Source organism: Yaniella halotolerans DSM 15476, assembly GCF_000420805.1.
GTDB classification, from domain to species: domain Bacteria; phylum Actinomycetota; class Actinomycetes; order Actinomycetales; family Micrococcaceae; genus Yaniella; species Yaniella halotolerans.
The window spans coordinates 60,352-85,604 of the sequence record NZ_ATVQ01000005.1 but is presented as its reverse complement, the minus strand read 5'-3'; the positions used below and the strand labels follow the sequence as shown (position 1 = coordinate 85,604).

At 51.0% G+C, this 25,253-nt stretch carries 16 protein-coding genes; 4 read left to right on the top strand and 12 right to left on the bottom strand.

Features of this window, described 5'->3' with window-relative positions:
* Window positions 1–39: 39 nt before the first annotated feature.
* The 5 genes from G583_RS0113100 to ftsY form a co-directional block, all read right to left on the bottom strand.
* Window positions 40–279 (bottom strand): RNA-binding protein, encoded by a 240-nt coding sequence (locus tag G583_RS0113100; protein ID WP_029629594.1) that lies wholly within the window; start codon window positions 277–279, stop codon window positions 40–42.
* A gap of 5 nt (window positions 280–284) precedes the next feature.
* Window positions 285–719 carry a 30S ribosomal protein S16 gene (rpsP, locus tag G583_RS0113095; RefSeq protein WP_029629593.1) on the bottom strand — a complete coding sequence of 145 codons (435 nt, stop codon included), beginning with the start codon at window positions 717–719 and terminating at the stop codon, window positions 285–287.
* Between the two features lie 184 nt (window positions 720–903).
* Window positions 904–2,160, bottom strand: coding sequence for a nucleotide sugar dehydrogenase (locus G583_RS0113090; RefSeq protein WP_022871631.1), 1,257 nt, complete (start codon window positions 2,158–2,160; stop codon window positions 904–906).
* 181 nt (window positions 2,161–2,341) lie between these two features.
* Window positions 2,342–3,937: a signal recognition particle protein gene (gene ffh / locus G583_RS0113085; protein WP_022871630.1), complete on the bottom strand. Its 1,596-nt coding sequence runs from the start codon at window positions 3,935–3,937 to the stop codon at window positions 2,342–2,344.
* A gap of 136 nt (window positions 3,938–4,073) precedes the next feature.
* Window positions 4,074–5,243 (bottom strand): signal recognition particle-docking protein FtsY, encoded by a 1,170-nt coding sequence (gene ftsY, locus G583_RS0113080; protein ID WP_022871629.1) that lies wholly within the window; start codon window positions 5,241–5,243, stop codon window positions 4,074–4,076.
* A 104-nt stretch (window positions 5,244–5,347) separates the two neighbouring features.
* On the opposite strand from ftsY, the gene G583_RS0113075 reads away from it, so the two are divergent.
* Window positions 5,348–6,640 (top strand): MFS transporter, encoded by a 1,293-nt coding sequence (locus tag G583_RS0113075; protein WP_029629592.1) that lies wholly within the window; start codon window positions 5,348–5,350, stop codon window positions 6,638–6,640.
* On the opposite strand, the gene smc is transcribed toward G583_RS0113075, so the two are convergent.
* A complete protein-coding gene (smc, locus tag G583_RS0113070) occupies window positions 6,622–10,182 on the bottom strand; it encodes a chromosome segregation protein SMC (RefSeq protein ID WP_022871627.1) in 3,561 nt (1,186 codons plus the stop codon). The two genes, G583_RS0113075 and smc, sit on opposite strands and share 19 nt — an antisense overlap.
* Before the next feature lie 23 nt (window positions 10,183–10,205).
* Window positions 10,206–11,369 (bottom strand): non-hydrolyzing UDP-N-acetylglucosamine 2-epimerase, encoded by a 1,164-nt coding sequence (wecB, locus tag G583_RS0113065; protein WP_029629591.1) that lies wholly within the window; start codon window positions 11,367–11,369, stop codon window positions 10,206–10,208.
* A gap of 305 nt (window positions 11,370–11,674) precedes the next feature.
* Here wecB and G583_RS0113060 point away from each other — a divergent pair, with 305 nt between their 5' ends.
* The 3 genes from G583_RS0113060 to G583_RS0113050 all read left to right on the top strand — a co-directional run bounded on the left by G583_RS0113060 (window position 11,675) and on the right by G583_RS0113050 (window position 15,757).
* On the top strand, window positions 11,675–12,571 hold the full coding sequence (locus G583_RS0113060) for an ABC transporter permease (protein ID WP_022871625.1): 897 nt from the start codon (window positions 11,675–11,677) through the stop codon (window positions 12,569–12,571).
* Window positions 12,571–13,434, top strand: coding sequence for an ABC transporter ATP-binding protein (locus tag G583_RS0113055; protein WP_022871624.1), 864 nt, complete (start codon window positions 12,571–12,573; stop codon window positions 13,432–13,434). The genes G583_RS0113060 and G583_RS0113055 overlap by 1 nt, the downstream gene beginning before the upstream one ends.
* A gap of 160 nt (window positions 13,435–13,594) precedes the next feature.
* A complete protein-coding gene (locus G583_RS0113050) occupies window positions 13,595–15,757 on the top strand; it encodes an acyltransferase family protein (RefSeq protein WP_084677397.1) in 2,163 nt (720 codons plus the stop codon).
* Window positions 15,758–15,906: 149 nt separating this feature from the next.
* Here G583_RS0113050 and G583_RS0113045 read toward each other — a convergent pair whose 3' ends face one another.
* The 5 genes from G583_RS0113045 to G583_RS16060 form a co-directional block, all read right to left on the bottom strand.
* On the bottom strand, window positions 15,907–17,106 hold the full coding sequence (locus G583_RS0113045) for a hypothetical protein (RefSeq protein WP_022871622.1): 1,200 nt from the start codon (window positions 17,104–17,106) through the stop codon (window positions 15,907–15,909).
* A 130-nt stretch (window positions 17,107–17,236) separates the two neighbouring features.
* A complete protein-coding gene (locus G583_RS0113040) occupies window positions 17,237–17,986 on the bottom strand; it encodes an ATP-binding protein (RefSeq protein ID WP_022871621.1) in 750 nt (249 codons plus the stop codon).
* On the bottom strand, window positions 17,983–19,545 hold the full coding sequence (gene istA / locus G583_RS0113035; protein WP_022871620.1) for an IS21 family transposase: 1,563 nt from the start codon (window positions 19,543–19,545) through the stop codon (window positions 17,983–17,985). The genes G583_RS0113040 and istA overlap by 4 nt, the downstream gene beginning before the upstream one ends.
* A gap of 522 nt (window positions 19,546–20,067) precedes the next feature.
* Complete coding sequence (locus tag G583_RS0113025; protein ID WP_022871618.1) at window positions 20,068–22,533, bottom strand: glycosyltransferase; 2,466 nt, start codon at window positions 22,531–22,533, stop codon at window positions 20,068–20,070.
* Window positions 22,533–25,226, bottom strand: coding sequence for a glycosyltransferase (locus G583_RS16060; RefSeq protein ID WP_022871617.1), 2,694 nt, complete (start codon window positions 25,224–25,226; stop codon window positions 22,533–22,535). Before G583_RS16060 ends, G583_RS0113025 begins: the two co-directional genes overlap by 1 nt.
* Between the last annotated feature and the right edge of the window lie 27 nt (window positions 25,227–25,253).

The window sequence follows — 25,253 nt, the reverse complement described above, 5'->3', positions numbered from 1 at the left end:
AGCCAAATGAATTGGTTAGATGGTCTATTCTAATAGCCTTTAACGGTGGCGATCCGTGTCGACTACGTCGACACGCACAGAGTAACCTGCAAGTCCCTCAACAACGGAACGCAGTGCGTTAGCGGTACGCCCCTTACGCCCAATCACCCTTCCGAGATCATCAGGATGAACATGGACACTTAGCATTTCTCCACGACGATTGTTGCGAAGATCAACCTGTACGTCCTCTGGGTAATCAACGATTCCCCGGACCAGGTGTTCTAATGCTTCTTGCAACATGGTCACTACTCAGCAGCCTCTTCAGTCTTTTCTTCTTCAGCGGCGGCTTCAGTAACGGTTTCTTCAGGTTTCGCGTCATCGCTCTTTGGTGTGATGGCCTCAGGGACGACGACAGAGCCCTTGGCAGGTGCTACGAACGCTTCTTTTTCGGCAGCGTATTTCATAGTCGACTCGTCGTATTTTTCGCCTTTGAATTTCTGCCAGTCGCCTGTCAACTTCAGCAGTGCGGTGACTTGCTTCGAAGGCTGTGCACCAACGCCTAGCCAGTACTGCGCACGGTCAGATTCAATTTTGATAACCGATGGTTCTTCGGTTGGATGGTATATACCGATCTCTTCGATAACAGCACCATCGCGCTTGGAACGCTGGTCTGCCACTACAACGCGGTAGTGTGGGGAACGGATTTTACCAAAACGTTTTAGACGGATTCTTACGGCCACTTTTGTGGGTGCTCCTGTTTCATATTAAATTTGCGATCATTCCCATTAACCTGGGGGCAGGTGCCGGGATACATCGCCGACGGACTCATACTTCAGCAATTAGAGGGTTGTCTGAAGTGATGGATCAGTACCGGACTATTATTACAGAAAAGCGTGAGAATAATCCAATCCTGTGTTGTATTACCTACAGAACGTAGGCCTCATCACTGTCAGTGGCTCCACGAGTGTCAAAGAACAACTTTGCCTTTTTCCCAATGTCATGAAGATCATATTCCCTGTGGGCCTGCAGGAGAATGACAATATCAGCGGACTGTACTGCCTCATCTAAGCCAGCTACAGACTCGAGCTCCTCACCGTTTAGCTGCCATTTCGCCACGTTGGCATCATGATATGACAGTTCCGCGCCCTTATCAGCGAGGCCCTGTCCTACTGGGATCGCGGGTGAATGACGTTGATCAGAAATATTCGCTTTATAACTCACCCCGAGCAGGAGGACCTTGGCCCCTTTTAGGGACTTCTGGTGTTCATTCAGGAGATCTTGTATTCGCTGCACCACGTAGTTTGGCATTGAGTTGTTAATGTCTTCAGCCAAGTCGACGAACCGGAAAGGGTGACCCAGGGCTTTACGCACAGAGTAGTTCAAATAGCTCGGATCAATCGGGATACAGTGACCACCAACACCGGGGCCTGGATAAAACGCTTGGAAGCCGAATGGCTTGGTCTTCGCGGCTTTAATGACTTCCCAAATATCGATATCAAGTTCGTGACTGAACTTGGCCATTTCATTAACCAGTCCGATATTGATATGGCGGTAGGTATTCTCAAGAAGCTTTGCGGTTTCGGCTTCTTTAGTACCTTTGACCTTAACGACTTCCTCGATGAATTGACTATAGAATTCAACGGCAAGGTCTCCCGATTTGCTGGACGCTCCTCCAACGACTTTCGGCGTATTTTCTAGTCTGTATATCTTATTGCCCGGGTCGATACGTTCTGGCGAGAACGCGAGGAAGAAGTCTTCATCAAGCTGACGACCGTTTTCTTCGAACGCTGGCTTCAGAATCTCTTCTGTTGTACCCGGGTATGTCGTCGATTCCAAGACCACAAGCGACTTCTTGACGAGATGTTGCGCAATTGCTTCAGTTGCTGCCTCAACAGCAAACAAATCCGGTCGCCCCGCGTCGCCCAGCGGGGTCGGTACGCAGATCACGATGACATCAGCTTCTTGAATGACAGAATTGTCAGTCGTGGCCTGATAGCCATTTTCAAGCATGATTCGAAGGTCATTTTCGGAGATGTCTTCCACATGTGAAGAACCAGAGTTTAGGCCGTCTACGACGTCCTGATTAACTTCCAAACCTGTTACTTTGAACCCTGCCTTTGCAGCAGCTTGTGATAATGGCAGACCAACGTATCCTTGGCCAATAACAACGAGATCTTTCACGTGGTTTACTCCAAACCAATATTGTTGGGGCGGTGCAAACTTTGCATCGTCCTAACTGTACGCAGTATTTTATGGATGAATGCTCGAAGAGTTTTCAAGAATGACAAACTCCAGCGATTGTATATGCACTGCACAGTAATTTTACTTCGAACTACTAGAAGCGATTTCAAGTATATTAAATCTACTTAAGATACTTGTCGAAACCTTTCGGCAAGTTAAGCTGAGACGGATCGAAGTTCTTGGGATCCGCTCCTGCACCAAAAGCCGATCCGATATCTTGCGAGGCCTTCTTAGCTTCCTGCCGTTCTTGCTCTTTGCGTGCTTCGGCTTCTGCACGTGCTGGGTTCCCGAAGCGCTGCTGCTTCCGGTTTTTGCCTTTACCTTTGCCCTTACGTTGATTGCGACGTCCACCGCCGGCGCCACCACCTGGCATCCCTGGCATTCCAGGCATGCCTCCGCCAGCGGCCATTTTCTTCATCATTTTCTGGGCTTCGCGGAAGCGTTCCAGCAAGGTATTGATTTCAGAAACATGAACACCGGAACCGGCTGCAATACGTGCACGGCGTGAACCGTTAATGCTTTTCGGCACATTGCGCTCGTATGGAGTCATCGACTGAATGATGGCCTCGATGCGATTCACTTGCGAATCGTCAAACTGATCGAGCTGCTTCTTCATGTCCTGAGCGCCGGGCATCATCATGAGCATTTTCTTCATGGAGCCCATTTGCTTCAGCTGTTGCATCTGCTGCAAGAAGTCTTCAAGCGTGAAATCTTCTTGATCTGCAAACTTCTGCGCCATACGTTCGGCTTGAGACTTGTCCATGGTCCGCTCAGCCTGCTCAATGAGCGACATAACGTCACCCATATCCAAGATTCGCGATGCCATGCGATCTGGGTGGAAGACTTCGAAGTCTCGAAGGTCTTCACCGGTTGAGGCAAACATGATTGGTTTACCGGTGATGTACTTAACGGACAACGCAGCACCACCACGGGCATCGCCGTCCATCTTGGACAGGACGACACCAGTAAAGCCAACGCCTTCGTTAAAGGCCTGAGCCGTAGCGACAGCGTCCTGACCAATCATCGCGTCAATAACGAATAGTACTTCGTCAGGATTTGTGGCAGCACGAATATCAGATGCCTGCTGCATGAGCTCTTGGTCAACACCCAGACGGCCAGCCGTGTCAATGATGACAATATCGTGTTGACGGTTTTTGGCTTCTTCTAAGCCGGAGGTCGCAACCTGTACGGGATCGCCCGTGGGGTCTTCGTGTTCCGACGACACGCCAGGATGTGGGGCATATACCGGAACACCAGCACGTTCGCCATTGACCTCTAGCTGTTTGACCGCGTTGGGACGCTGTAGGTCAGCCGCGACCAGTAGTGGAGCGTGACCTTCTTGCTTTAGATGTTTGGACAGCTTCCCGGCAAGCGTAGTTTTACCAGCGCCCTGCAGCCCGACGAGCATAATGACGGTCGGCGGGTTCTTGGCGAGGTTAATTTTGCGGGTCTCACCGCCAAGAATGTCTTCGAGCTCGCCCTGGACAATCTTGACCACTTGTTGACCGGGGTTGAGCGCTTCTGAAACTTCTTGGCCAAGCGCACGCTCTTTTACTTGTTTGATGAACTGACGCACGGCAGGGACTGCAACGTCAGCGTCGAGCAGTGCACGACGTATTTCTCGTGCTGTTGCATCAATATCCGCCTCTGTGAGCCTGCCTTTACCACGAAGGTTTTTAAAGGTTGCGGATAGACGTTCCGTCAAAGTATTGAACACGTGCGATAAATCCTTGTTGTCGACTCCGCTCGAGTCGGATTTCTCGAGCGTAAAATGGTACCTGGCCCATCACTTTATCAAGTCACAGTCCAGGTACACAGTTACTGCATGGCATTTATCTTGCAGCAAATCAGTTCTAGCTTGCTAGCAACGCATCTACGAACGCTTCGGCTTCGAATGGAGCTAAGTCATCAGCACCCTCGCCCAGGCCAATGAGCTTGACCGGGACCCCGAGCTGTCGCTGGATTGCTACCACGATACCGCCTTTGGCCGTACCGTCCATTTTGGTAAGAACAATACCGGTTACATTGACTGCTTCGGTAAACACTTTGGCTTGAGCCAACCCGTTTTGTCCCGTGGTGGCATCAATGACCAAGAGGACCTCGCCGACCTCGGCTTGTTTCTCGGTTACACGTTTTACCTTGCCGAGTTCTTCCATGAGGTTCGCTTTTGAATGTAAGCGACCTGCAGTATCGACCAGGACGACGTCAGATTCTTGTTTGATGCCTTCCTCTACTGCCGAGAAAGCAACCGACGCAGGATCTGCACCTTCTTGGTCAGACCGCACGGTCTCTACGCCGACACGCTCTCCCCATGTAGTGAGCTGTTCGGCAGCAGCTGCGCGGAACGTATCTGCAGCGCCGAGAATGACATTCCGGTCCTCGGCGACCAGAACACGGGCTAATTTTCCAACAGTGGTCGTCTTGCCAACACCATTGACGCCAACGACCATCATGACCGCGGGCTTGTCATCTTTGCGGGTTGCTGCAAGGCGACGATCCATCGATGGATCAACCATGGTGATGAGTTCTTCGCGCAACATCTCACGAACTGAGTCTGTCTCGTGAGCGCCTTCGATAGTTACGCGCTCTTTCAAGCGGTCAACCAACTCCATCGCGGGGTCGGCACCGAGGTCCGACATGAGGAGCGTCTCCTCAATCTCATCCCAGACATCTTCGTCAATGTCGTCTTGGGCGAGCAAAGCCAGCAACCCTTTGGAGAAAACGTTATTCGATTTCGCGAGTCGAGCACGCAATCGAGCTAAACGGCCTGCAGCTGGTGCTGGCTTTTCGAGTTCTACCTCAGGCTCAGCAACAGCTTCAGGCTCTGGCTCTGGCTCTGGCTCAACAACAGTTGCTTCTTCGACTGTTGGCTCTTCGACCTGAACCGGTGCTGATGCCGGCTCAGGAGCCGGAGCTTCGGGCTCAAGGACTTTCGGTTCAGGCATCGGACGGTCGAGTGCGACAACCGAACCGACACCGACTATGACGGGTGCAAGAAAAGCAAATATGATCAGAAGTTCCACACGATATAGTTTGGCACACTTTTCACCTTGTGCAATGTTTTTGTTATGCCACGGGCACAGTGAACTAAGTTCCAAATAGTTTCGTGCATGAGATAATGGCCTATATGTCTGTGTCCCCCGAGAAACTCAAAATCCCTGGTGAAATTCGCGTTCTTATCTCCGCGGCATTTATTATCGCTATTGGTTTCGGAATTATTACTCCGGTTTTGCCTTCCTACGCTGAGTCCTTCGGCGTCGGTGCATTCGGTGTCTCGGCGGTCGTATCAATCTTTGGGCTGGCCCGTCTCATCCTGGCGCCCTTATCTGGCCGAGCCACCACACGTTTCGGTGAATCTCCTGTGTATATCACGGGAGTAACCATCGTGGGCATCTCCATGTTTTTAGTAGCTTTTGCGCAGACCTATTCTCAGCTGCTGATTTTCCGAGGGCTCGGTGGCTTCGGCTCAACCCTCTTTACCGTTTCCGCCATGTCATTCCTTGCGGCCAAGTCAGCGCCAAGTATTCGAGGCCGAGTTTCAGGTGCATATGCTTCAGCTTTTCTCATCGGAAACATTTCTGGCCCACTGGTGGGTGGGCTACTCGTTGGCCTTGGGCCTCGAGCTCCATTCTTGATATACGGCAGCTCATTACTTGTTGCTTCGCTGGTGGTGTATATCGGATTACACCGCCGCAAGGGACAAAAGCGCCACGAAATAGTTGATGAACGAGTTCCTTGGTCTTTCGCAGAAGCCTTTAAAGACAACTCTTATAAGGCTGCCCTTGGTTCATTTTTCGCCAATGGTTGGGCAACATTTGGCGTGCGTAATGCGATCATGCCCCTTTTCGCAGCTTCAGCTTTCGCCGGCACAGGGTTTGTTTTAGACGGAGCGCAAACGGCAGCTGTGGCGTTATCGATTTTCGCAGTAGGAAACGTTCTTGCAGTCACATTCCTATCCCGATATTCAGACAAATACGGAAGAAAGCCCTTCATTGTAAGTGGGCTTATGGTTGCGGCTGTGGGAACAGGCGTACTCGGCTTCATGACGAATCCGTGGCTGTTTTTCATTGCCTCGCTCGTAGCTGGCGCTGGCACGGGCATGTTGAATGCTCCACAGCAAGCTTCCATTGCAGACCTCGTTGGGCAAGAAAGAAAAGCCGGAACGGTCATGTCTTCTGCTCAAATGGCATCGGACGTTGGTTCAATTATCGGTCCGCTCTTCATAGGCTGGATCGTAGACATCTATGGGTTCCAGTTAGGCTTTGGAATTTCCGCCTTGATCCTCGCCGCTGCGGGTCTTATTTGGGTTTTCGCTCCAGAAACCAACGTGCGTGTTGGGCCGAACGGACCTAGAACAGGACAGCTTCCTAAAATCGCGTCATCGACAAAAGATTCCGACACTCATTCAGACGAGACGTGATCCAGCTTTTGGCTGATCACCTGGGAGACTCCGTCACCACGCATCGAGACACCATAGAGCGCATCAGAGATCTCCATAGTTCGTTTTTGGTGCGTGATGATAATCAGCTGAGAATCGTCTTGTAACTCTCTAAAGATCGTGAGTAAGCGCGTCAGATTAGTATCGTCTAACGCGGCCTCGACCTCATCCATAACGTAGAACGGCGACGGCCTCGCTTTGAAAATAGACACGAGCATGGCAATTGCAGCCAAGGATCGTTCTCCCCCGGACAGCAGCGATAATCGCTTCACTCTCTTGCCTGCGGGCCGAGCTTCAACCTCGATGCCCGTTTCCAACATGTTGTCAGGTTCGGTAAGCGACAGGCGTCCTTCTCCCCCGGGAAATAGTGTTGCGAATACATGCTGAAACTGTGCTGCGGTGTCTTCATATGCCTGAGTGAATACCTCGAGCACGGTAGCGTCCACATCTTCAATAATTTTCAGCAAGTCCCGGCGCGACTCTTCTAAGTCCGACAGTTGCCTGGTGAGATACTCATACCGTTCCTGGACAGCCTCATATTCCTCCAGCGCCAACGGGTTAATTTTCCCCAGTGCACTAAGGTTGCGCTTAGCAGTACGTAACCGCTTCTCTTGTTCCTTCCGGTCAAAGGCAACGGCTTCAGATGTGCTCTCTTCTTCGAGGTAGATCGGCTGGTGCGGTCCAAAGTTAGTGACCAAGTATTGATGCGAATAACCAAGCTCGTTCAAAGATCGTTCATGTAATTGCTCTAGTTTCAGCTCATGCTCTTGGCGTTGCAGGCGCCGCTGATGAAGTTGTTCCTGCAGTTTTGTAAGTTGCTGGCGTGACGTGTTACTAGTCTGTTCTGCACCCTCAGATTGTTCTACTAGAGCTTCCCGTTGTTCTTCGAGCTCTTGGTAGTCATTATCGGCACGCTGCACGCTTGTGTCTATGCGTTGAATAGCAGTTTCAATAGCAGAAGCTAACGCTGCGAGACGTTGCACCGCACGTTGTTGCCTAGTGAGCGCGCGTTGATATTCTTGCTGCGCGATCTTAGCGGAAGATAGTCTTCTACGGGATTGCTCAACTCGTTGCTCAGCTTGCTGCTTGAAATTTTCTTCCGTGCGCAGCGCTAGTCTAGCCTCTGTCTCTGCGGCTCTGGACTTGGCAGCTTCTTGTTCAGCATCATTTTGGGCTTGGGTTGCTGTTTCAACCCCGGTTGAACTCTCGGCTGCGAAATTGGAAGCAGCCTGCACCGCTTCAAAATGATCCATCGCTTCAGTCAGGGCATTGCGTGCCTTTTCAATGTCTTCATGCAATTTCACCCGCTGAGTTTCGTATTGCTCTTGTGCTGCATGCTGCTTCTCGAGCGTCTTTTTTTGAACTGCTATACGCTCGCGGAATGTAGCGACTTTCGAACGTAGCGCCTGGATCTCAGCGTTGGCATCATCCACGGTTCGCTGAGCATCCTGGTAACTCTGGAAAGCCTCTGTCTGTTCAACTACTGACTCTTCGACGACAGCTGTCATTCGGTTGACTTCTTCGACTGCTAGATCATATTCGGCACGACGTTCCAAGGTACTGACCGAGCCATCACCATGAAAATCGATGCAAGATGCCGACAATACATGACCTGCTCGGGTCGCTATTCTTACTTCTGGGTGCCGTTCAAAGAAGGCGTCGCTACCAAGCACACTAGCTTCTTCCAGATCCTCGACAAGTACCGCTGATGCTAAGAATGACCGCAGGTTTTTGTAAGCGGTAGTCGCCTCCAGTCGAGGAGAAACCACGGCGCTGGCTTGTACCAGTTTCTCGGTATCGGACAAAGGCTCGTCCCAATGTGACGTTGGATAGAAAATTCGAATATCCGACACATCTTGGTTTTGCAGCGTGGCCAAGCCCGAAATAGCGCTATCGAAGCTAGCAAGCCAAGCACGGTCAGTTGATCCCGCAAGCAAAGCTGCGATTGCCGTCTCCCACCCACCTTCGATGTTTATTATCTCTGAAACGTCGAGAGGTTGATGGATTTTAAGGGCGGCTAACGAGGTTCCAGATGCCGGCTGTAGGGATTGTTCTAGAATTTCTACACGTGCACGCGCTGCACTAAGTTGTTCCTTCGATCGGTTTACTGCTAACTCTGCATCTGTGGCCGCTTTTCTGTGAGCTACAGCAGTTGCTTTGGAAGACTCCTGGTCTGTGACGTGGCTTTGAAGCAGTCTTTCAGCGTTCTGGAGGTTCGTTTCCTGCTCTTGAACCTCATGATCAATTTCAGTGGTTGTGTCCGAGCTGGTAGTGCCTGATGTAAGAAGTCGCTCATATTCGGAAGTGAGTGAATTCAATTTAATTTCGGCGGAGTTCTTACGACTCTCCGCTACGGTAAGAGCCTTTTGCTGATCAGCTTCTTCCTTCACGAGCTGGGTATGCGTGTCGCGTGAGATTCGAGCCTGACGTTCGGCTTGATCACGCACTGTCTCCGCCTCACTCAGCGCTTGAGACAAGGCCTGCACCTTGTTTTGACTCGATTCGAAGCTGTGTAGATTTTCATCCAATTGCTTCTCTGCATCTTCGGGGGGTAGTCCCGAAGATGCCATCGGCGGTCGAGATGCGGTTTTGTAACGTTCATTCGCCAGCGCCTGTAACGAACGGTAACGCTCTGCCAGCGCAGTTAATTGATACCGGTGGTCTCGAGCGATCGAGGCTGCCTGCGAAATTTGTGCCAACTGTTCAGAGAGTCGTTCCGAGGCTTTCTCGGCTTCTTCTAGCTGGGATGATACTTGGCGCTGACGCTTTTCCAAGTCAGAATCACTATGAACCAGTTCTTCAAGACGCTTAGCTTGCGATGCAACTTCATCGGCAAGTAGGCGGGCACTTGCATCGCGAACATCGTGCTGAATTCGTTGTGCTTTTCTCGCCGTAGTTGCTTGCTTGGACAACGGCCCGAGCTGCCGGTGTACTTCATCTGTCAGATCCCGAATGCGGTCCAAATTGGCACGCATAGAATCGAGTTTACGTTCGGACCGTTCTTTTCTTCTCCTGTGCTTAAGGATCCCGGCAGCTTCCTCAATAAAACCTCGCCGCTCTTCGGGCGTAGCTTGGAGAATACGATCTAACTGACCCTGACCCACAATGACGTGCATTTCACGGCCAAGACCCGAATCCGACAATAATTCCTGAATATCCAGTAAGCGCGCTGCTTCACCATTGATCTGGTATTCGGAACCACCAGTCCGAAATAGCGTACGGCTAATAGTGACTTCAGAATAATCAATTGGCAACGTGCCATCCGCGTTGTCAATGGTAAGTTCTACCTGGGCACGCCCCAATGGAGAACGACCAGACGTACCGGCAAAGATGACATCCTCCATCTTGCCGCCACGGAGGTTTTTAACTCCCTGCTCCCCCATAACCCATGACAATGCATCGACCACGTTTGATTTACCCGAGCCATTCGGTCCGATAACGGAAGTGATGCCTGGCTCGAAATCAAACGTGGTCTTAGATGCGAAGGACTTAAATCCTCGGATTGTCAGTGTTTTGAGGTACATGCAGGAAGATTTGGGCCGGGGCCTTAGTTGCCTAGACCATCGTCGAACTCGGTCATGCGTTCGCCAACTCCAAGGAGTTCTGCAATCGCGGTCACGGTTCGTTCTCCTGCTTTACCATCGCCATAGGGATTAACCGCAGCAGCCATCGCGTTATACGCGGCGTCATCCGTCAACAGTGTGGTGACTTCGTTATAGACACGCTCTTCGTCGGTACCAATGAGTCGAACTGTGCCTGCCGTTACTGCCTCAGGACGTTCGGTATTCTCACGCATGACCAGAACTGGTTTACCCAATCCCGGTGCCTCTTCTTGGACACCGCCGGAGTCTGTCAGCACAACACTGGACAAGCTAATGAGGTGGGTGAACTGCCCGTAGGCAAGTGGCTCTGTTACTACTACGTTGGTTTTGCCTTCGATGAATGGCAGCACAGCTTCACGCACTACGGGGTTCTTGTGAGCTGGCAATACGAAGAGCACGTCTGAGTGCTCATCAGCTAAGCGGCCGAGGGCCCTTCCAACGCCGCGCATGGCATCGCCCTGGTTTTCGCGACGGTGAGTTGTCACGAGAACCACCTTCTTACCGTCAGCGACCTCACTAGCAGTATTCTTCAGAGCTTCGTCATCGAAGGGTACTTTCTTGTCCACCACATCAAACAACGCGTCAATGACGGTGTTACCCGTGACGAAAATATCTTCGGCAGTTACGGTTTCACGCAGCAGGTTATCGCGTGAGACTGAAGTCGGCGCTAGGTGCAGCGAAGCGAGCTGTGTGGTGATCTTCCGGTTCGCCTCTTCTGGGAACGGCGAGAAAATATTGAATGAGCGTAACCCTGCTTCGGCATGCACTACAGGGATACCACGATTAAATGCAGCAATCGCACCAGCAGTAGAGGTAGTCGTATCACCCTGAACAACTACCGCGTCAGGTGCGACCTCTTCTAAAATCTCGTCCAGGCCAGAGATATTTTTAGCCATGACCGCGTTCAACGTCTGACGCGGCTGGATAATATTTAGGTCATAATCTGGCGCTATCTCGAACAGCTCATTAACCTGATCCAGCATCTCTCGGTGCTGCCCTGTCACAGTTACAACTGGCTTCAATACGTCCGAAGCTTCCAGCGCTTTGATGATAGGAGCCATCTTGATGGCCTCAGGGCGAGTCCCGTAAATGGGCATAATTTTCTTCAAGGCGATCCTTACATAGTGAAAACAGTCGCTATAACGGATGCTCATCAGTGCTGAGGCGTCTTAGCCAGACTGTGTAAAACCGTTTCGCTACGATAGTCTAGTCTGTTTAGGCGTGGGGCCAGGTGACTTACACGCGCGAAAGCACACACCACTAATGTCTCCAGCCGATTGGTAGGCTATAGCGGGTGCCCGGTGGTCGAATTAACCACGCTATTTCAATCTGTGTAAGTATTGAAGCTTGGAAAGACAGCCTGGGCTCTGGATACACGAACAATGCTGTTCGGTAGTCGTTGAAAGGAATCTATATGGCAACCGACGATGCGTCAACACCATCATCTGCCGGGGACATAGAGCATATCAAGATCAATGCTTCAAACCTCAGCAAGGTCGGTTTCCGCCCCAGTTTTTGGACATACCTAAAACAGGTTTGGGAATTCCGTCACTTTATTATATTTGACTCCCGGTCTCGCATTGCAGGCGACGCAGCAAAAGACAGCCTTGGTCAAACCTGGCTTGTCTTAAACCCCATACTCAATGGTGCGGCCTATTTCCTGGTTTTCGGTATCATGCTCGGCACCGGACGCGGGATAGAGAATTTCGTAGCCTATCTCATCATCGGTGTCTTCATGTACCGATTCACGGTGTCCGCCATTGTTGCTGGTTCCAAGGCCATTTCCGGTAACCGATCCCTGGTGACTGCTTTCAATTTTCCAAGAATGACCCTTCCGATCGCGATCAATGTTCGCGAACTAATGCGCCAAATGATCGCGTTTGTCACGATGATTGGACTCATTGCGATCATCCCGCCGCTGGAGCCAATTTCATGGAAATGGCTCATGTTTATTCCAATCGTTGCAATACAATTTCTCTTTAATCTTGGTCTGAGTCTTGTCTTGGCACGAATCGTCACTGTGTGGAACGACTTTAGTCACATCATCACTTTTGGTACCCGAATTTGGATGTACCTTTCTGCCATATTCTACGGTGTGGAACGCTTCGAAGACTTACCCATCGTATTGACCTTTATGTACGCGAATCCCCTATTTTGCATACTCGATATGACTCGCGATGTTTTACTTTACGACGCCTGGCCTGACCCTATGCGCTGGCTCGTTCTAGGCTCCTGGACCGTCGGTCTATTGGTCGCAGGATCCATCATCTTCTGGCAAGGAGAAGAAACCTATGGACGGGAGGAACGCTAGTGACGACCGTTGAGAAACCCTTTTCCCAGGGACAGCCCGTTGTAGTAATTGACGAAGCGTCCCAGGTCTATACCGTCGGCACAGCAAGTGTGCAAACGGAAGACAGGACATTATGGCAACGCATGCGTGGAGCGACGGGAGTCTCCGTGCAACACGTTGAAGCGCTCAAACCGTTGTCTCTTGTTGTACGAACTGGTGAAGCTGTAGGCGTTATCGGTACAAACGGCTCAGGAAAGTCGACGTTAATGAAGATGCTGACAGGGCATCTCCCTCCATCGTCAGGAACCATATATGCCACTTCGACACCGATCATGCTTGGTGTCAACGCTGCCTTAGTAAAAACTATCTCCGGGCACGATAACATCACCCTGGGATGTCTTGCTATGGGGATGACTCGAGATGAGGTCGAGAATAAGCGACCTTCGGTCATTGAAATTTCGGGACTCTCGGAAAGCGCCCTACGCCTACCACTCAAGGCATATTCCTCCGGCATGTCCTCACGTCTTCAATTCGCGATTGCCACCAGCATGGACCCAGAGATCCTAATTATCGATGAGGCACTCAATACTGGGGATGCTCAATTCCGCGATCGTACTAAAGCTCGCATCGATGAACTCCGCGCACAGGCGGGTTGTGTGTTCTTAGTCAGTCACTCTCTAAATACCATTCGTAGCATGACGAATCGCTGTATCTGGATTGAACAAGGCCAGCTCGTAATGGACGGTGAGCCAGAGGTAGTCACCAAAACCTACTGGCGCTACACCAAATTTATGGCTCAAAAAAAATACAAAGCGGGCGCACAACTGTTGGCTGCAACCAAGGAAGCACTCATCGAACAAAAGATTGCTTGGCAAATGAACTAAAATCCAAAGTCCAAAGTCCAAGAAACCTTCTACATTAATTATCAGGTCACGTACAGCCAAGTTCCCTTGCCACACCACTTTCTTTGTGGTTTCTGTGAAGTCGCTGGTAAATAAGCTAGTCTGTTTGACCGTATAAAAGAACAAAGGCTACATTCAAAGAATGCCCACACAAACAGTTACAGCTAGGGAGACCTCCGCGCCGTCTCGCAGCTCGTTTCGACCAGAGCTCCAAGGACTGCGCGCCCTAGCAGTCGGCCTTGTCCTGTTGTTCCATCTATGGCCCAACCACGTCAGTGGCGGGTTTGTGGGCGTCGACGTCTTCTTCGTAGTCTCCGGCTTCCTGATTACCGGGCATCTCTACAGAGAACTGTCATCTACCGGAACAATCGCGCTCGGTAAATTCTGGGCCCGACGCGTCATGCGCCTACTCCCCCTAGCCTTCACCGTGCTGATTGTCAGCGTCATCGCCATGCTGTTCTTCGTGCCCCAAACGGTATGGGGCATGAACGTCAGACAAATCCTAGGCTCCCTGTTCTACGTTGAAAACTGGGTACTAGCCGCCGACTCAGTCGATTACATGGCCGCCGAAAACGAGCCCTCACTGGTCCAGCACTACTGGTCCCTCTCCATTGAAGAACAGTTCTACCTCGTACTGCCGCTGCTGCTCTTGGGCACCTACCTACTGACTAAATTCCTACGTAAAAACAAACCCGGCTCGGGCATCGACACTCAAAAGATCTTCATCTGGGCACTGATCGGCATCACCGTAGCCACCTTCATTTTCTCGGTGCTCTACACCAACTACAACGCCGCCCAAGCCTACTTCGTTACCCCCACACGCTTCTGGGAATTCTCCATCGGTGGCCTCTTAGCCATGCTGCCCGCCGCAACTAAAATGCCCCACCAACTCCAAAACCTCCTGGGCTGGGCCGGCGTCATCGCCATCGTCATCGCCGCCCTAGCCTATGACGGCAACACCGCCTTCCCCGGCTACACCGCCCTGCTACCAGTCATTGGTGCAGCACTGTTCCTCCGCTACGGCTCAACACAACCCATCACCGGCATCTACTGGTGGGCCTCACTGAAACCATCACTACGCATGGGCGACTGGTCCTACGCCATCTACCTCTGGCACTGGCCTCTGATCATCGTCGCCACCTACCAACTCGACCCCTTCACCTGGCCCTACAAATTCGGGCTCATCGCGCTGACCTTCCTCCTCTCAGCAGCATCACAACGACTCATCGAAGACCCCCTACGCCACGCCAAACCCTTCAAAGTACCAAAACGTGCCTTCACACTCATGGCCTCCAACATGGCCATCATCGCAGCACTGACCTTCTTCATCCCACAAATCCTCGCACCAGACACCAACCAAGAAGTCGCCATCGAAGAATGCACCGGCGCCAACGCCCTACTCAACAACTGCGAAGACAAAGGACTCGAAGGCAAACCCAAAATACCACCAACACAAGTCCAAAAAGAACTAGAAGAGCCTGCTCATACAGAATGTATCGTGCCCGACGGAACCACTGATCTCGACGGGGCGGCTTGCAGTCTTGGAGCGCCTGAAGAATCTGCAGACTTGACCATTGCCGTTTTCGGAGACTCGCATGCACGTGCTTGGCTGCCGATGTTTGACGAAGTGGGACAAGCAAACAACTGGAACATTCAAGGCTACACAAAAAGCGGATGCACTCCCGTTCCCTTATCAAGTGCGGAACCTGATGCCGATCAAGCGGGGAAAGAGGCGTCTCAAGCTTGTGAAGAATTTATTCTAGAAGCATCTGAAGAATTCCAAACTAACGACAATATCGAAGCGGTCGTTACCGCCGCTTCGCCGACTGACCGAGAATTCTATGATGAGTCCGGAAACACTTCTGAACAACTAGCGGTGGATGCCCTCACTGATATGTGGCAAGAATGGAACGATGCAGGCAAAGAAGTTGTAGTCATTGGTGAAGTACCACACTTCGAAAAACTCAATGGTCCTACCTGTATCGAATCCAGCCCCGAGAACATAGCTGACGCGTGTTCGACGCCGTCCGAAGAAGTCGTTGGCGGGCGGGGAACGATTCTCACTTCGGCAGCTGAGTCCGGCACCTCATCAATCAATTTCTATGATCCAGTACCTGGGATTTGCGATGACAAACGCTGCTACAGCATGGTAGGCAACCTCATCACTAGGTTCGATCATCATCACCTTTCGGCCGATTTTGCTCGATCCTATAGCACGAATTTTTTGAACTTTATGGATGAAAATAAAGTCCTAGACTTTTTTCTTGCCCCGCTAGATCTTGTCAAGAAGATTTCTCAGCCCTGACCCATATCGGCTGATTAATCGAGACCTTGACTTCTCTCAGCGCTACCCTTTAGGCGGGAGTGTGTTTTCTTACCAAGCAAGAGAAGTTTGCAGCCAGGAAAGTATCCGCAGATCGAGTAGAGCATTTTGATCCGTCTTATTCCCTCCACTCATTTCCGGAGAGGCCATGCTTTAGGATTAATCGGGATGTCGAGCAACGACGGATTAACAAGTTCAATAGTTCTGTATGCGATAGCGTCGCTATGGCGAGGTTTACTCGGAACCCCTAACATCGCCTCGAATATTGACCGGGAGTTGAAGGGAATAAAGGGTACAGAATAAAAATCGCGCTCCCCCATGGAGTAACCCTGCCAGGTAGACATCCGATGCTCCCAATAAAATTGGTCAAATGCATCTAGGGGGTACCCACCTGAGTTGAATTGAGTTTCGTCAATGAAGCTTCGAAAGCAAGCCTCCGAAATTGCGCAGAATTTATCGTAGCCAGAGTCTTCGATCGCATCCTTTACAGCTTTACCCATTAGGACATATTGGTTATGGGACATGGCAAAAGCCGTGGTTGGCGGAGGTTTACCCTTCGTCCGAGACGGGCCATGATTCAAACGGCCTATCTCCAGAAGATTACCAAGCACTGAAATGGCTTCAGGATCGTTAAAATGATTACTTAATGCTCCGACCCAACGACTATGGTGAAGTGAATAATGTGCCTCGTTGATTCGCTCATCTAGTATCGAACTGTTCGCCCGATCGGCAACGACAGTATGTCGAATATCATATTTATCAGCCAGGTGGGAAGCTACTTGCCGATCAATTTTAGTGTCAGAACCATCCCCATATGTGTAGCAACTAAACTTTATGTCAGAATTTAGCGCAATCGCTAGTAAAGTACGTGAGTCCAACCCGGCAGTCAGGGTGAGGTGTACGGTACGTCCCTCAGCCATCTGTTGAAGGGCGAAAGTAGAATCTCGAAGCAATTTAACTGCTGCTTCATCGACTGTTTTCAAAGCCAGCGGCGCCGTCGGCCAAAATCGCTTTACACAATTCTGATTAATCGAATAGTAGGTATTAGCAGTAAGTATTTTGGTACGAGAGTATGGCGTCCGGTTACCCGGATAGCCATAGCGAAAAGGCAGATCATTTTTTCTAACTTCACCTCCCAGCGCTCTCTCCACGAGAAGAGGATGGGAGCTTATAACTCCCCCGCCTGATGAGTAAAAAACTGTTTGCATGGCGGAAGCATCATTCACCACGTTGTAATCACCCGTGTTGCCGAAAATAACAGCATGCCTTCCGCCGTAGTCACTGAGCGCCTCAAAAAAAGCAACCCGACTTTTGCACAGTGCTACAAGCAATCGATCAACAGGCCGACTGAATATCCGGGGTGTTTAGAGCCACCTGTTGGTGCCAAGGAGAGCCGGTGATGGTGCCGATGAGAGCCAGTGATGGTGTTGTTGGGAGCCACTGGCTCTCACCGGTTGATTGTTAGTGATTAGTCATGGCTATGTGCTCACGCATATTGTAACTTCCGGTTTCGACCCATATCGTGTTGTGCACGATCCGATCCATGATGGCATCCGCGTGTACTCCTGATCCGAGGCGTTGGTGCCAGTCCTTTCGAGCGTATTGGGTGCAGAACACGGTCGAGGTGTTGTCATAGCGGCGTTCCAGCAGTTCCAAGAGCATGCTGCGCATGGCTTCATCGGGAATATCCAGGAGCCATTCATCAATGACCAGCATCGTGAAGCTGGCATATTTTTTGAGTAATTTTGCTTGGCCGTGGGGCTTATCAGCTGCTTGGATCCAGGCTTCCTGCAGATCTGGCATCCTGATGTAATGGGCCCGGATGCGCATGGTGCAGGCCTGTTTAGCCAGTGCGGAACCGAGGTAGGATTTACCAGAACCGCTAAAGCCTTGAAAGACCACGTTTTGACGCCGGTCGATAAACGAACAGGTCGCCAGTTGAGCCAGTACCTGCTGGTTGAGGCCGCGCTCTTCTAACAGGTCAACACGCCGTAGATCGGCGTTGGGGTAGCGCAGTTGGGCTCTGCTGATGAGTCCTTGGACTTTGGCATGTGTGAAAGCGCTGTGGGCTTCATCTACGGCCAGGCCCACGCGTTGTTCAAACGACATGCTCATGGTCATCGTGTCGTCTTGTGCCAACAGGGCATCCAGCAGCGGGCCGGCGGCCATCTCACGCAGTTTGCGGCGGGTTTCGGTATCGAGTTGGCTCATTTGGATTCTCCTGCGTAGTAGTCGCCACCACGTACGTATCCGGCGGTGTCGATGGCATCGTGGTAATGGTTGGTGATTTCTCCGGTTTTGTCTTGGCCAGAGTCCAGGATGGGACGCAGATGCGCATACCGTGGTGATGGGACCCGGCTGGCCAGTGCTATCGCGCAGGCAGCATCGAGGCGTTGGTGCGAGAAGCGTCTGGCTAACCGCAACACCGCAAGTGCTGGATCAAAGCCTTGTTCAATCACAGCCACGCTGGCAAAGATCCGATCAATCACGGTCTCAGCGTTGGGTCCGACCCTGGCCGCCCATGCTCGAATCCGGTCCTGATCCCAACGCTGATAGCCCGGCCCTGGTGGCAGATCTGACTCATGCGTGGCATATTGATGCACTACCTCTGCTGGTAATCGCAGGTGCGATCCCACCCGCTGGCTGCCACGATAGATCTCGACCACGGTGGCGGTAATGCGCAGATCGACTTTTTCGCCGACCTGGGTATAGGGCACCGAGTAATAGTTTTTAGCCCAGGTGATGTGACCATTGCGCGCTACCCGACGCCCATACACCCACTCGCTGATCTCGTAGGCGACAGCCGGCAGTGGTCGTAAGGTTGGGCATTCCTCAGCCGCAAACACACTTGACCGTGAGCCCGCACGCTTCTGGAACGGCTCCTGGTTGTATTCGGCCAGTCGCTCATGGATAGCTTGCCGCAGATCTCCCAAGGAATGAAATGTCTGATTGCGCAACGGGGCAATGACCTCAGTCGCGACATGCCATACCGTGTTCTCCACGCTCGATTTGTCCTTTGGCGCCCGGATTCTGGCAGGAAGCACTGCTGCCCCATAATGCCCTGCTAGCTCACGATACGCGGCGTTGAGGACAACCTCGCCTTCCCGTGGACGCTGCGTCACTCCGGTTTTGAGGTTATCGCAGACGATCCGGGGCACGGAGCCGTCAAAGAATTCGAACATGGCCACATGGGCGCCAAGCCAGGTGTTCTGCTGCATATCCAACGTGGGTTCGACAAACCCATATCGTGAAAATGGTAAACACCCAACGAATAAATACACCTTCTGCCGCTTGGCTGTGACCGGGTCAACCAGTTGCATTGTGGGACCAGACCAGTCGACTTCAACGGTCTGACCGGCCTTATGCCCGACCCGGGAAGTGATCCCGGCTTGCAGCACGTATTTCTGATAGACCCGGCAGAACCGGTCATAACCCATCACCGGTTGGCCCGTTGCCGCGTGGTCATCGACGTATTCGTTATGCAGCAGTTTCAGGGTTACCCCGACCCGGGCCAGCTCTTTATGCACCGCATGCCAATCAGGTTGAGCATAAACACTGATATGCTCGCCCCGCCCCGGAAACACCAGGTGATAGACCTCATCTTCAGATAAATCAGCGATCCGGTCCCAATCCAGGTAAGCCCGATCGACTGCATCGAAGACTTCCGCGATGCTATTGCGCGAAATGCCATGGGCGGCAGCAATCGCACGCGCTGAGAGCCCTTGCGCGCGAAGTTCTAGGACCAACTTCGCTTGTATTTTGCGTACCATTTGAGATACTCCTTCCGCCATGTGGGTTTGGCACATGACGGAAGGAGCATAAACCCCAGTGGCTCTCAAAGACACCATTGACGGCTCTGAACAACCCCAACGCCCTCACAATCCGGTGGCTCTCAACGGCACCATCACCGGCTCTAAAAACTGCGAATATTCACCGACCTAGCAACTCGCTATTCGTCGGTACCAAATGCCCGATGGTAACGACAAAAATACCCTCATCGCTAGTGCCATCCACATTAGTCCAAGGGTGTAGGTAAAAATTCTCAAGAACTGGGCCTTCCACATATGTTGGCGGCGGGGATAGTGGGTAGGTGGCGAAAATGAAGCCTCGCGGAAAGGGTGTAACTTCTGTTTCGGACGACATATTGAATCACGGTACAAGTACAAACCGTGAAAATGCTAAATAGAATTGAAAAGTTCCCTGGGCGCGATGCCGATCTCCTGGACCTGGGTTCAACCATAAGAGATCGTTTGCACGGATCCGCTAGACCGTTAGACCGCTACGGTCGAAGACTAATCCAGTGGAGTAAAGCTTCCATAGGAATGACGGAATACTTCAACTACCTTTTCCCAGTTGCGATTTTCAACCACCCATCGCCGCCCAGCTCTGCCCAACTTCGTTGTACGTTCTTTGTTATCCATGCACTCGCGAATTATGCATGCGAAATCAGTGACACTGCCGCTTTTAAAAAATAGACCACGCTCGTTGTCACCGACAATTTCCTTCAACGGTTTAACGTCACTAACAATGATCGGTTTCGCCAATGCCAACGCTTCGAAAGGTTTAAGCGGTGTGATGGTCTCTGTCGCTCCTGTAGACAATCGTGGATACACAAGTACATCCATGCCTTGGTAGTACAGCACGACCTCTTCATGGGGCACACGACCAGTCAATGTGAAGTTACTTTCCAGACCCTCATTAATCACTCGTAAACGAATGTGGTCGAACCGAAGCCCATCCCCCACCATAGTCACATGAACTTGCACGCCTTGCGACCGGAGTTCGTGGACCACGTCTACAATGTCGTCGAGCCCTTCATAATCGGCAAAGCTCCCTACATATCCGATGGTAAACGTCTCATTCCTAGCGGGTACCAAGGGTTGGAAGTTCTCTACGTCAACCGCATTATGAGCTATGTGGATTCTTTCGGCTGAGACACCGCGGTCAATAGCGATCTGTCGGACTGCATCATTCATCACCACGAGCTGATCAGCCTGCGTCATAGTGATTGTTTCGGCTAGTTCAGCGAAGGGAGACCGTTTCAACAGATGCGCTTCCTCTTCGCGATCTCGGTATACGAGCTCCCAAAGTCCACTGACTTCGTAGAGAACTTTGAGACCGAGCTGTCGAGCAGCGATCAAGGCCGGCAGGGCAATAAGAAAAGTAGAACGGGTATGAACCGTACCAATCCCATGCTCTTCAAAAAAACTTTTGAAGGTTTCGACAAAGGAGAGCATGTGCTGAATTTCACCATGGCTCCGGGTCACGCCCGTCGACGGCAAACGATGGTATTCAACGCCATCGACGACGACGGAAGATGATTCTGTTCGTGAACCGTAGGGGAACCCTGGTCTGGTAACTGCTGTGATATCTACATCATGGCTCTTCAATGACTGCAGAATCCCGTGCGCTCGAATTGCATACCCGCCAGTCTGGTCCGGTACGGAAGCGTGGGTCACACAGAGAATCTTTCCGGGATGAGCCCCTGTCGTCGGACTATCGCTTTTCGGCAGATGATCTAGAATATCGAAGAGCTCTAACGCGGCGCTTGCTTCTCGATAAAAGTGTTGGAATATTGGTTCCGATCCGTATGTGCATTCACTAATGTAAATCTTCGCGTCTTTGAATCGGTTCTGATCAAACAGTTGGGCTACTCGGATAACGTGTTTATAGAACCCGTTATCCGCAGTCAATGCAGATGCACTCTTACGGCTCGACCATGCCTGTGCGACAAGATGCATGGCTAATCTTGAACGGAACTCAGCCACCCTTTTCGTATCCGGCAATTGTTCGAGAAACCCGAGTGCCACTGCGCGGACGTCGTCTGCTTGGAAGGACGTTCTTGCAGCCGAGAACTCACGGTTACGAAATCCCCAAATAGGATGCGACGAGAATTGTGCTTCGACCAGTCCTGCGTCGATAGGGGATAAACTGATACCCTCTCTGAGTATTCCTGAAAGAGCCAGCAGTATGCTGACCTGATCATGGATCGTTGCTGTTCCTAATCCCTGAAGATCTTGCGCCATATGCGCTTCATATGTTCGCCAATGCTGAAGCCTATCTGGCGCAATACGAATCTGCCAATGTGGCGCCCATAGAGTGGCAGGGCTGTGCTCGATAAGTTCATCGACTTCTGGCTTGGGCGCGGTATCTATTTCCAAGTATGGGACATAAGTAACGTTATGTAGGACAGCTGCCCACTCATGCTGGGCACCTGAGAATATTATGATGCCCAATTGGAAGAGACGAATATCCGCTTCAAAAAGATGCTGCAGAATACTGTCGACTTCATCGACCCCTAAGCTCTGCTCATCGAATCCGGGAAGTACCTCGGAAATCGATGTGGTGTTATCGGCCCACACAGGAGCGCCAGAAAATTTCACATTAGTGTCGTCACTCAGTAAACGCCAGTCTTTAATAGAGTAGGTAGTGTATCCACGGCTTTCCCGCAGCTTTTGAAAATACTCAGCCAGTTCTGGTTGTTCTCTAGTGACAGCTTCTGTATCTGAAATTCTCGCCAAGATACGTGGCGCATAACTGTCCCATCCGGTAGCACGTAAGGAGTCTATTAACGCTAGGGCTGCCGAGATCGTCTGGATTCGGGGAATAAGACGATGCAACAGTAACTCTTGAACACCATTTCGATCTTCTGAGGCAATGGATATAAAAAAGTCTACAGTTTCAAAGCCCCGGACCGTATGTTGTTTGGAGGCTAAAAGTGCAGCAAGATATTGCCGTTGCCAGCCCTGATGCGCCATCACTCGTTATCTCCACTCACGCTATACGGTTCCAGTTCCGAGATAGTGGCGTTCCAGAAGTCTTGAGCTTCCTCAGACTCCCACTCATGATCGCCATACATTTTCCCAAGCTTGGCAATTGTCGCGATCGCCTGCGACCGCTGGTCGAATGGAACATCCGCTAATTTACGCAGGTACCATCCGGTAAAAAACGTTTCCATTCGAGTCTGCCGATATGCATCCAGCAGGCCGACTTCAACCAGCCATTCGCTCCGAGCACGCTCAAGTGGAAGATACTTATCGAAAAACTTGGCATTAACTGTGTTGACCACCGAATTTTCTACCTGGGCATAATAAGTGTGCACTGGGGTTTTCACAATGGCGAATTTGTCAGCATAGTACAGCATCTGTTGGAAAAAGTAAGAATCCTGGCCTACTGCACCAATCGGTTGGTTGATACCGGTGCTTCGTAACCAGTCTGTCCGAGCGACAAGGGCCTGAATACTGATCGGCATAAATTGCATGTCTACTAAAGCTTCTCGCCCACCAAGACCAATATGGCCATCCAGCCCCAACCGGGTTTGCAAGAATTTCGTATACTTCACGGCACTATTAGCACCGCGCCAACGAGTCATGTCCCCTACTGCAAAATCTACTCCGGACTCGATAACGGTATGTAGTAGCTTCACGTAGGCATCATTGAGAGCCTCGTTATCGGGGTCCAGGTACGTGACATGGTCACACGAGGCAAGTTCGAGTCCCTTATTCCGAGGCCGCGACGCGCTGCCTGAACCTCCCTGGTCAAACCGATGAACCTTGACACAGCGTAACTCGCGTTCAAGCTTATTAACCGCTTCTATCGTCTCAATGTCGGTAGATCCGTCATCCACGAGCACAATCTCCATCTGGTCGAAGATACTTGACCGACGAAGCGAGGCCATGCACTTGTGGAGTAGATGCGGCCCGTTATTGTAAATGGGCACGACGACAGACAAAACGGCGGGGTTTTGGGGCGTGCCTTGTTTGCTCACCGCTGTTATGGCACCATCTCTGCGACTGACCCCGATTTCATCAACCCAATATCCAGGCCGAGGGATCACATCGTTTGCTAATTCACCAACAAACTCAGCTCCCAGTCCTTGGAACTTTTCAACTTCCGAATATGAATGTCGGCGGGTGTCCAAGCTAACTTGCGAGCTTCGATCAATTTTACTGACTGTTTTGGCATCCGTGTAGCGGAAAGCGTTGACGAGATCTTCAACATGTGTGGGAGCATACTCATGTTGCGTGTCTACGTGGACGAGGATTTCTGCATGCTCAACTGGGGTTTTGGTGGGATGATCAACCGAAGCTTCAAGAACATCAACAATATTTCCATAAGTCTGTTGGGATAGATCTCGGGCAAGCTGTTCATCGTAGTCCTGTGCAACAATCACGACGCGTGGTTCTGATACTGCAGCTTTTAAACCAACAGTTTGAATAATTTTTGCAATGCGCATGATTGCTAGATCGTTGGAAAAGACAGTTCGAATTCCATCCGCTTGGATTTCCCGAATTTCACTTTCTGTTAGGCAATCTAAAGCAGCCAATGTATCGGTAAAACCGTTGCTTAGATGAACGTGCGGATAACGAGAGTTCAATCCAACGTTATAGTTGCTCAGAACAAACGTGCCTTGGGCTTGCAATTCGATAGCTCGATTGGCGAACATCGATGAAGAGTTCTGTACCGAGTTCAAATTGACGCTGATGTCTGCGATTCGTTGTATGTCTAAGAGCGACTGATGGTCAATCGCCGGTGTGATGGAATGTGCAAATCGATTCGGAAATCGGTATCTCGAATCGTTCAAGTGCGAGTTACGATCAAAGACCAGCAAGTTGTAGTCGTTTGAAGCATTTACCGCATCTAAGATGTCCCCGCCCCAACGACTTCTGTCGTCATATTTGTGGTTGAACCATGAACCAGCGAAGGGCACAATCGAATTAATAGTGCCTTGCCGGCTCCCAATCGGAGAGTGATTCTTTGGATTCACACCGAACGGAAGCACATCGACTAAGCGAGCTTCGGGGCAGTCTTCTTGATACTTCGGAATCATTTCAGCTGCGGAAGTGAATATGTAGTCGGCCTGCTGAGCAAATGGTAGAAAATGATTGTAGTTCGGTGGATCTTCTTTGGAATAAAAGACAATGGGAATATCAAGCGTCCGGTAAAACGGCAGTATTTCGTCAAACAGCAACGCTCGCTTCTCACTGCGCTTAGTTGTGACACCTTTCCAAGATATATCATCGACACCACGCCACGTAGAGACCAGTAGCAAGATATCAATGTCAGCATGTTGCTCATAGTTGCCAGGATATATTGGGTAGAAGTCAGCCAAACCGTCAAAACTCTTGAACAAGAAGAGATCAGAGATGATCCCGATCTTGGTGTTAAACGGCTTAGTGGCAATTCCACTACTTGTCGGGGGAAGCTCGGCAATCTGTTCGAGCATGGCTGCACGCAGCTCGTCGCCTGCAGGTGCTGTAAAAGCATACTGGAGGCGATCACTGACAGGTTTAGATTTAACCGCCGTAATTTGTTCTATCGGATCGAATTTATCGAGACTTCGATAGCTGATCTCACGTTGTTTACGATGACGCTGCTGCTGAACAAGTTCATCGAGGCGCTTCTGTAAGACGTCGAATCGGCGAGACGACTGTTTAGGAGCCAGAGCCATTAATGAAACACCTTCTGTAAGCTGCGA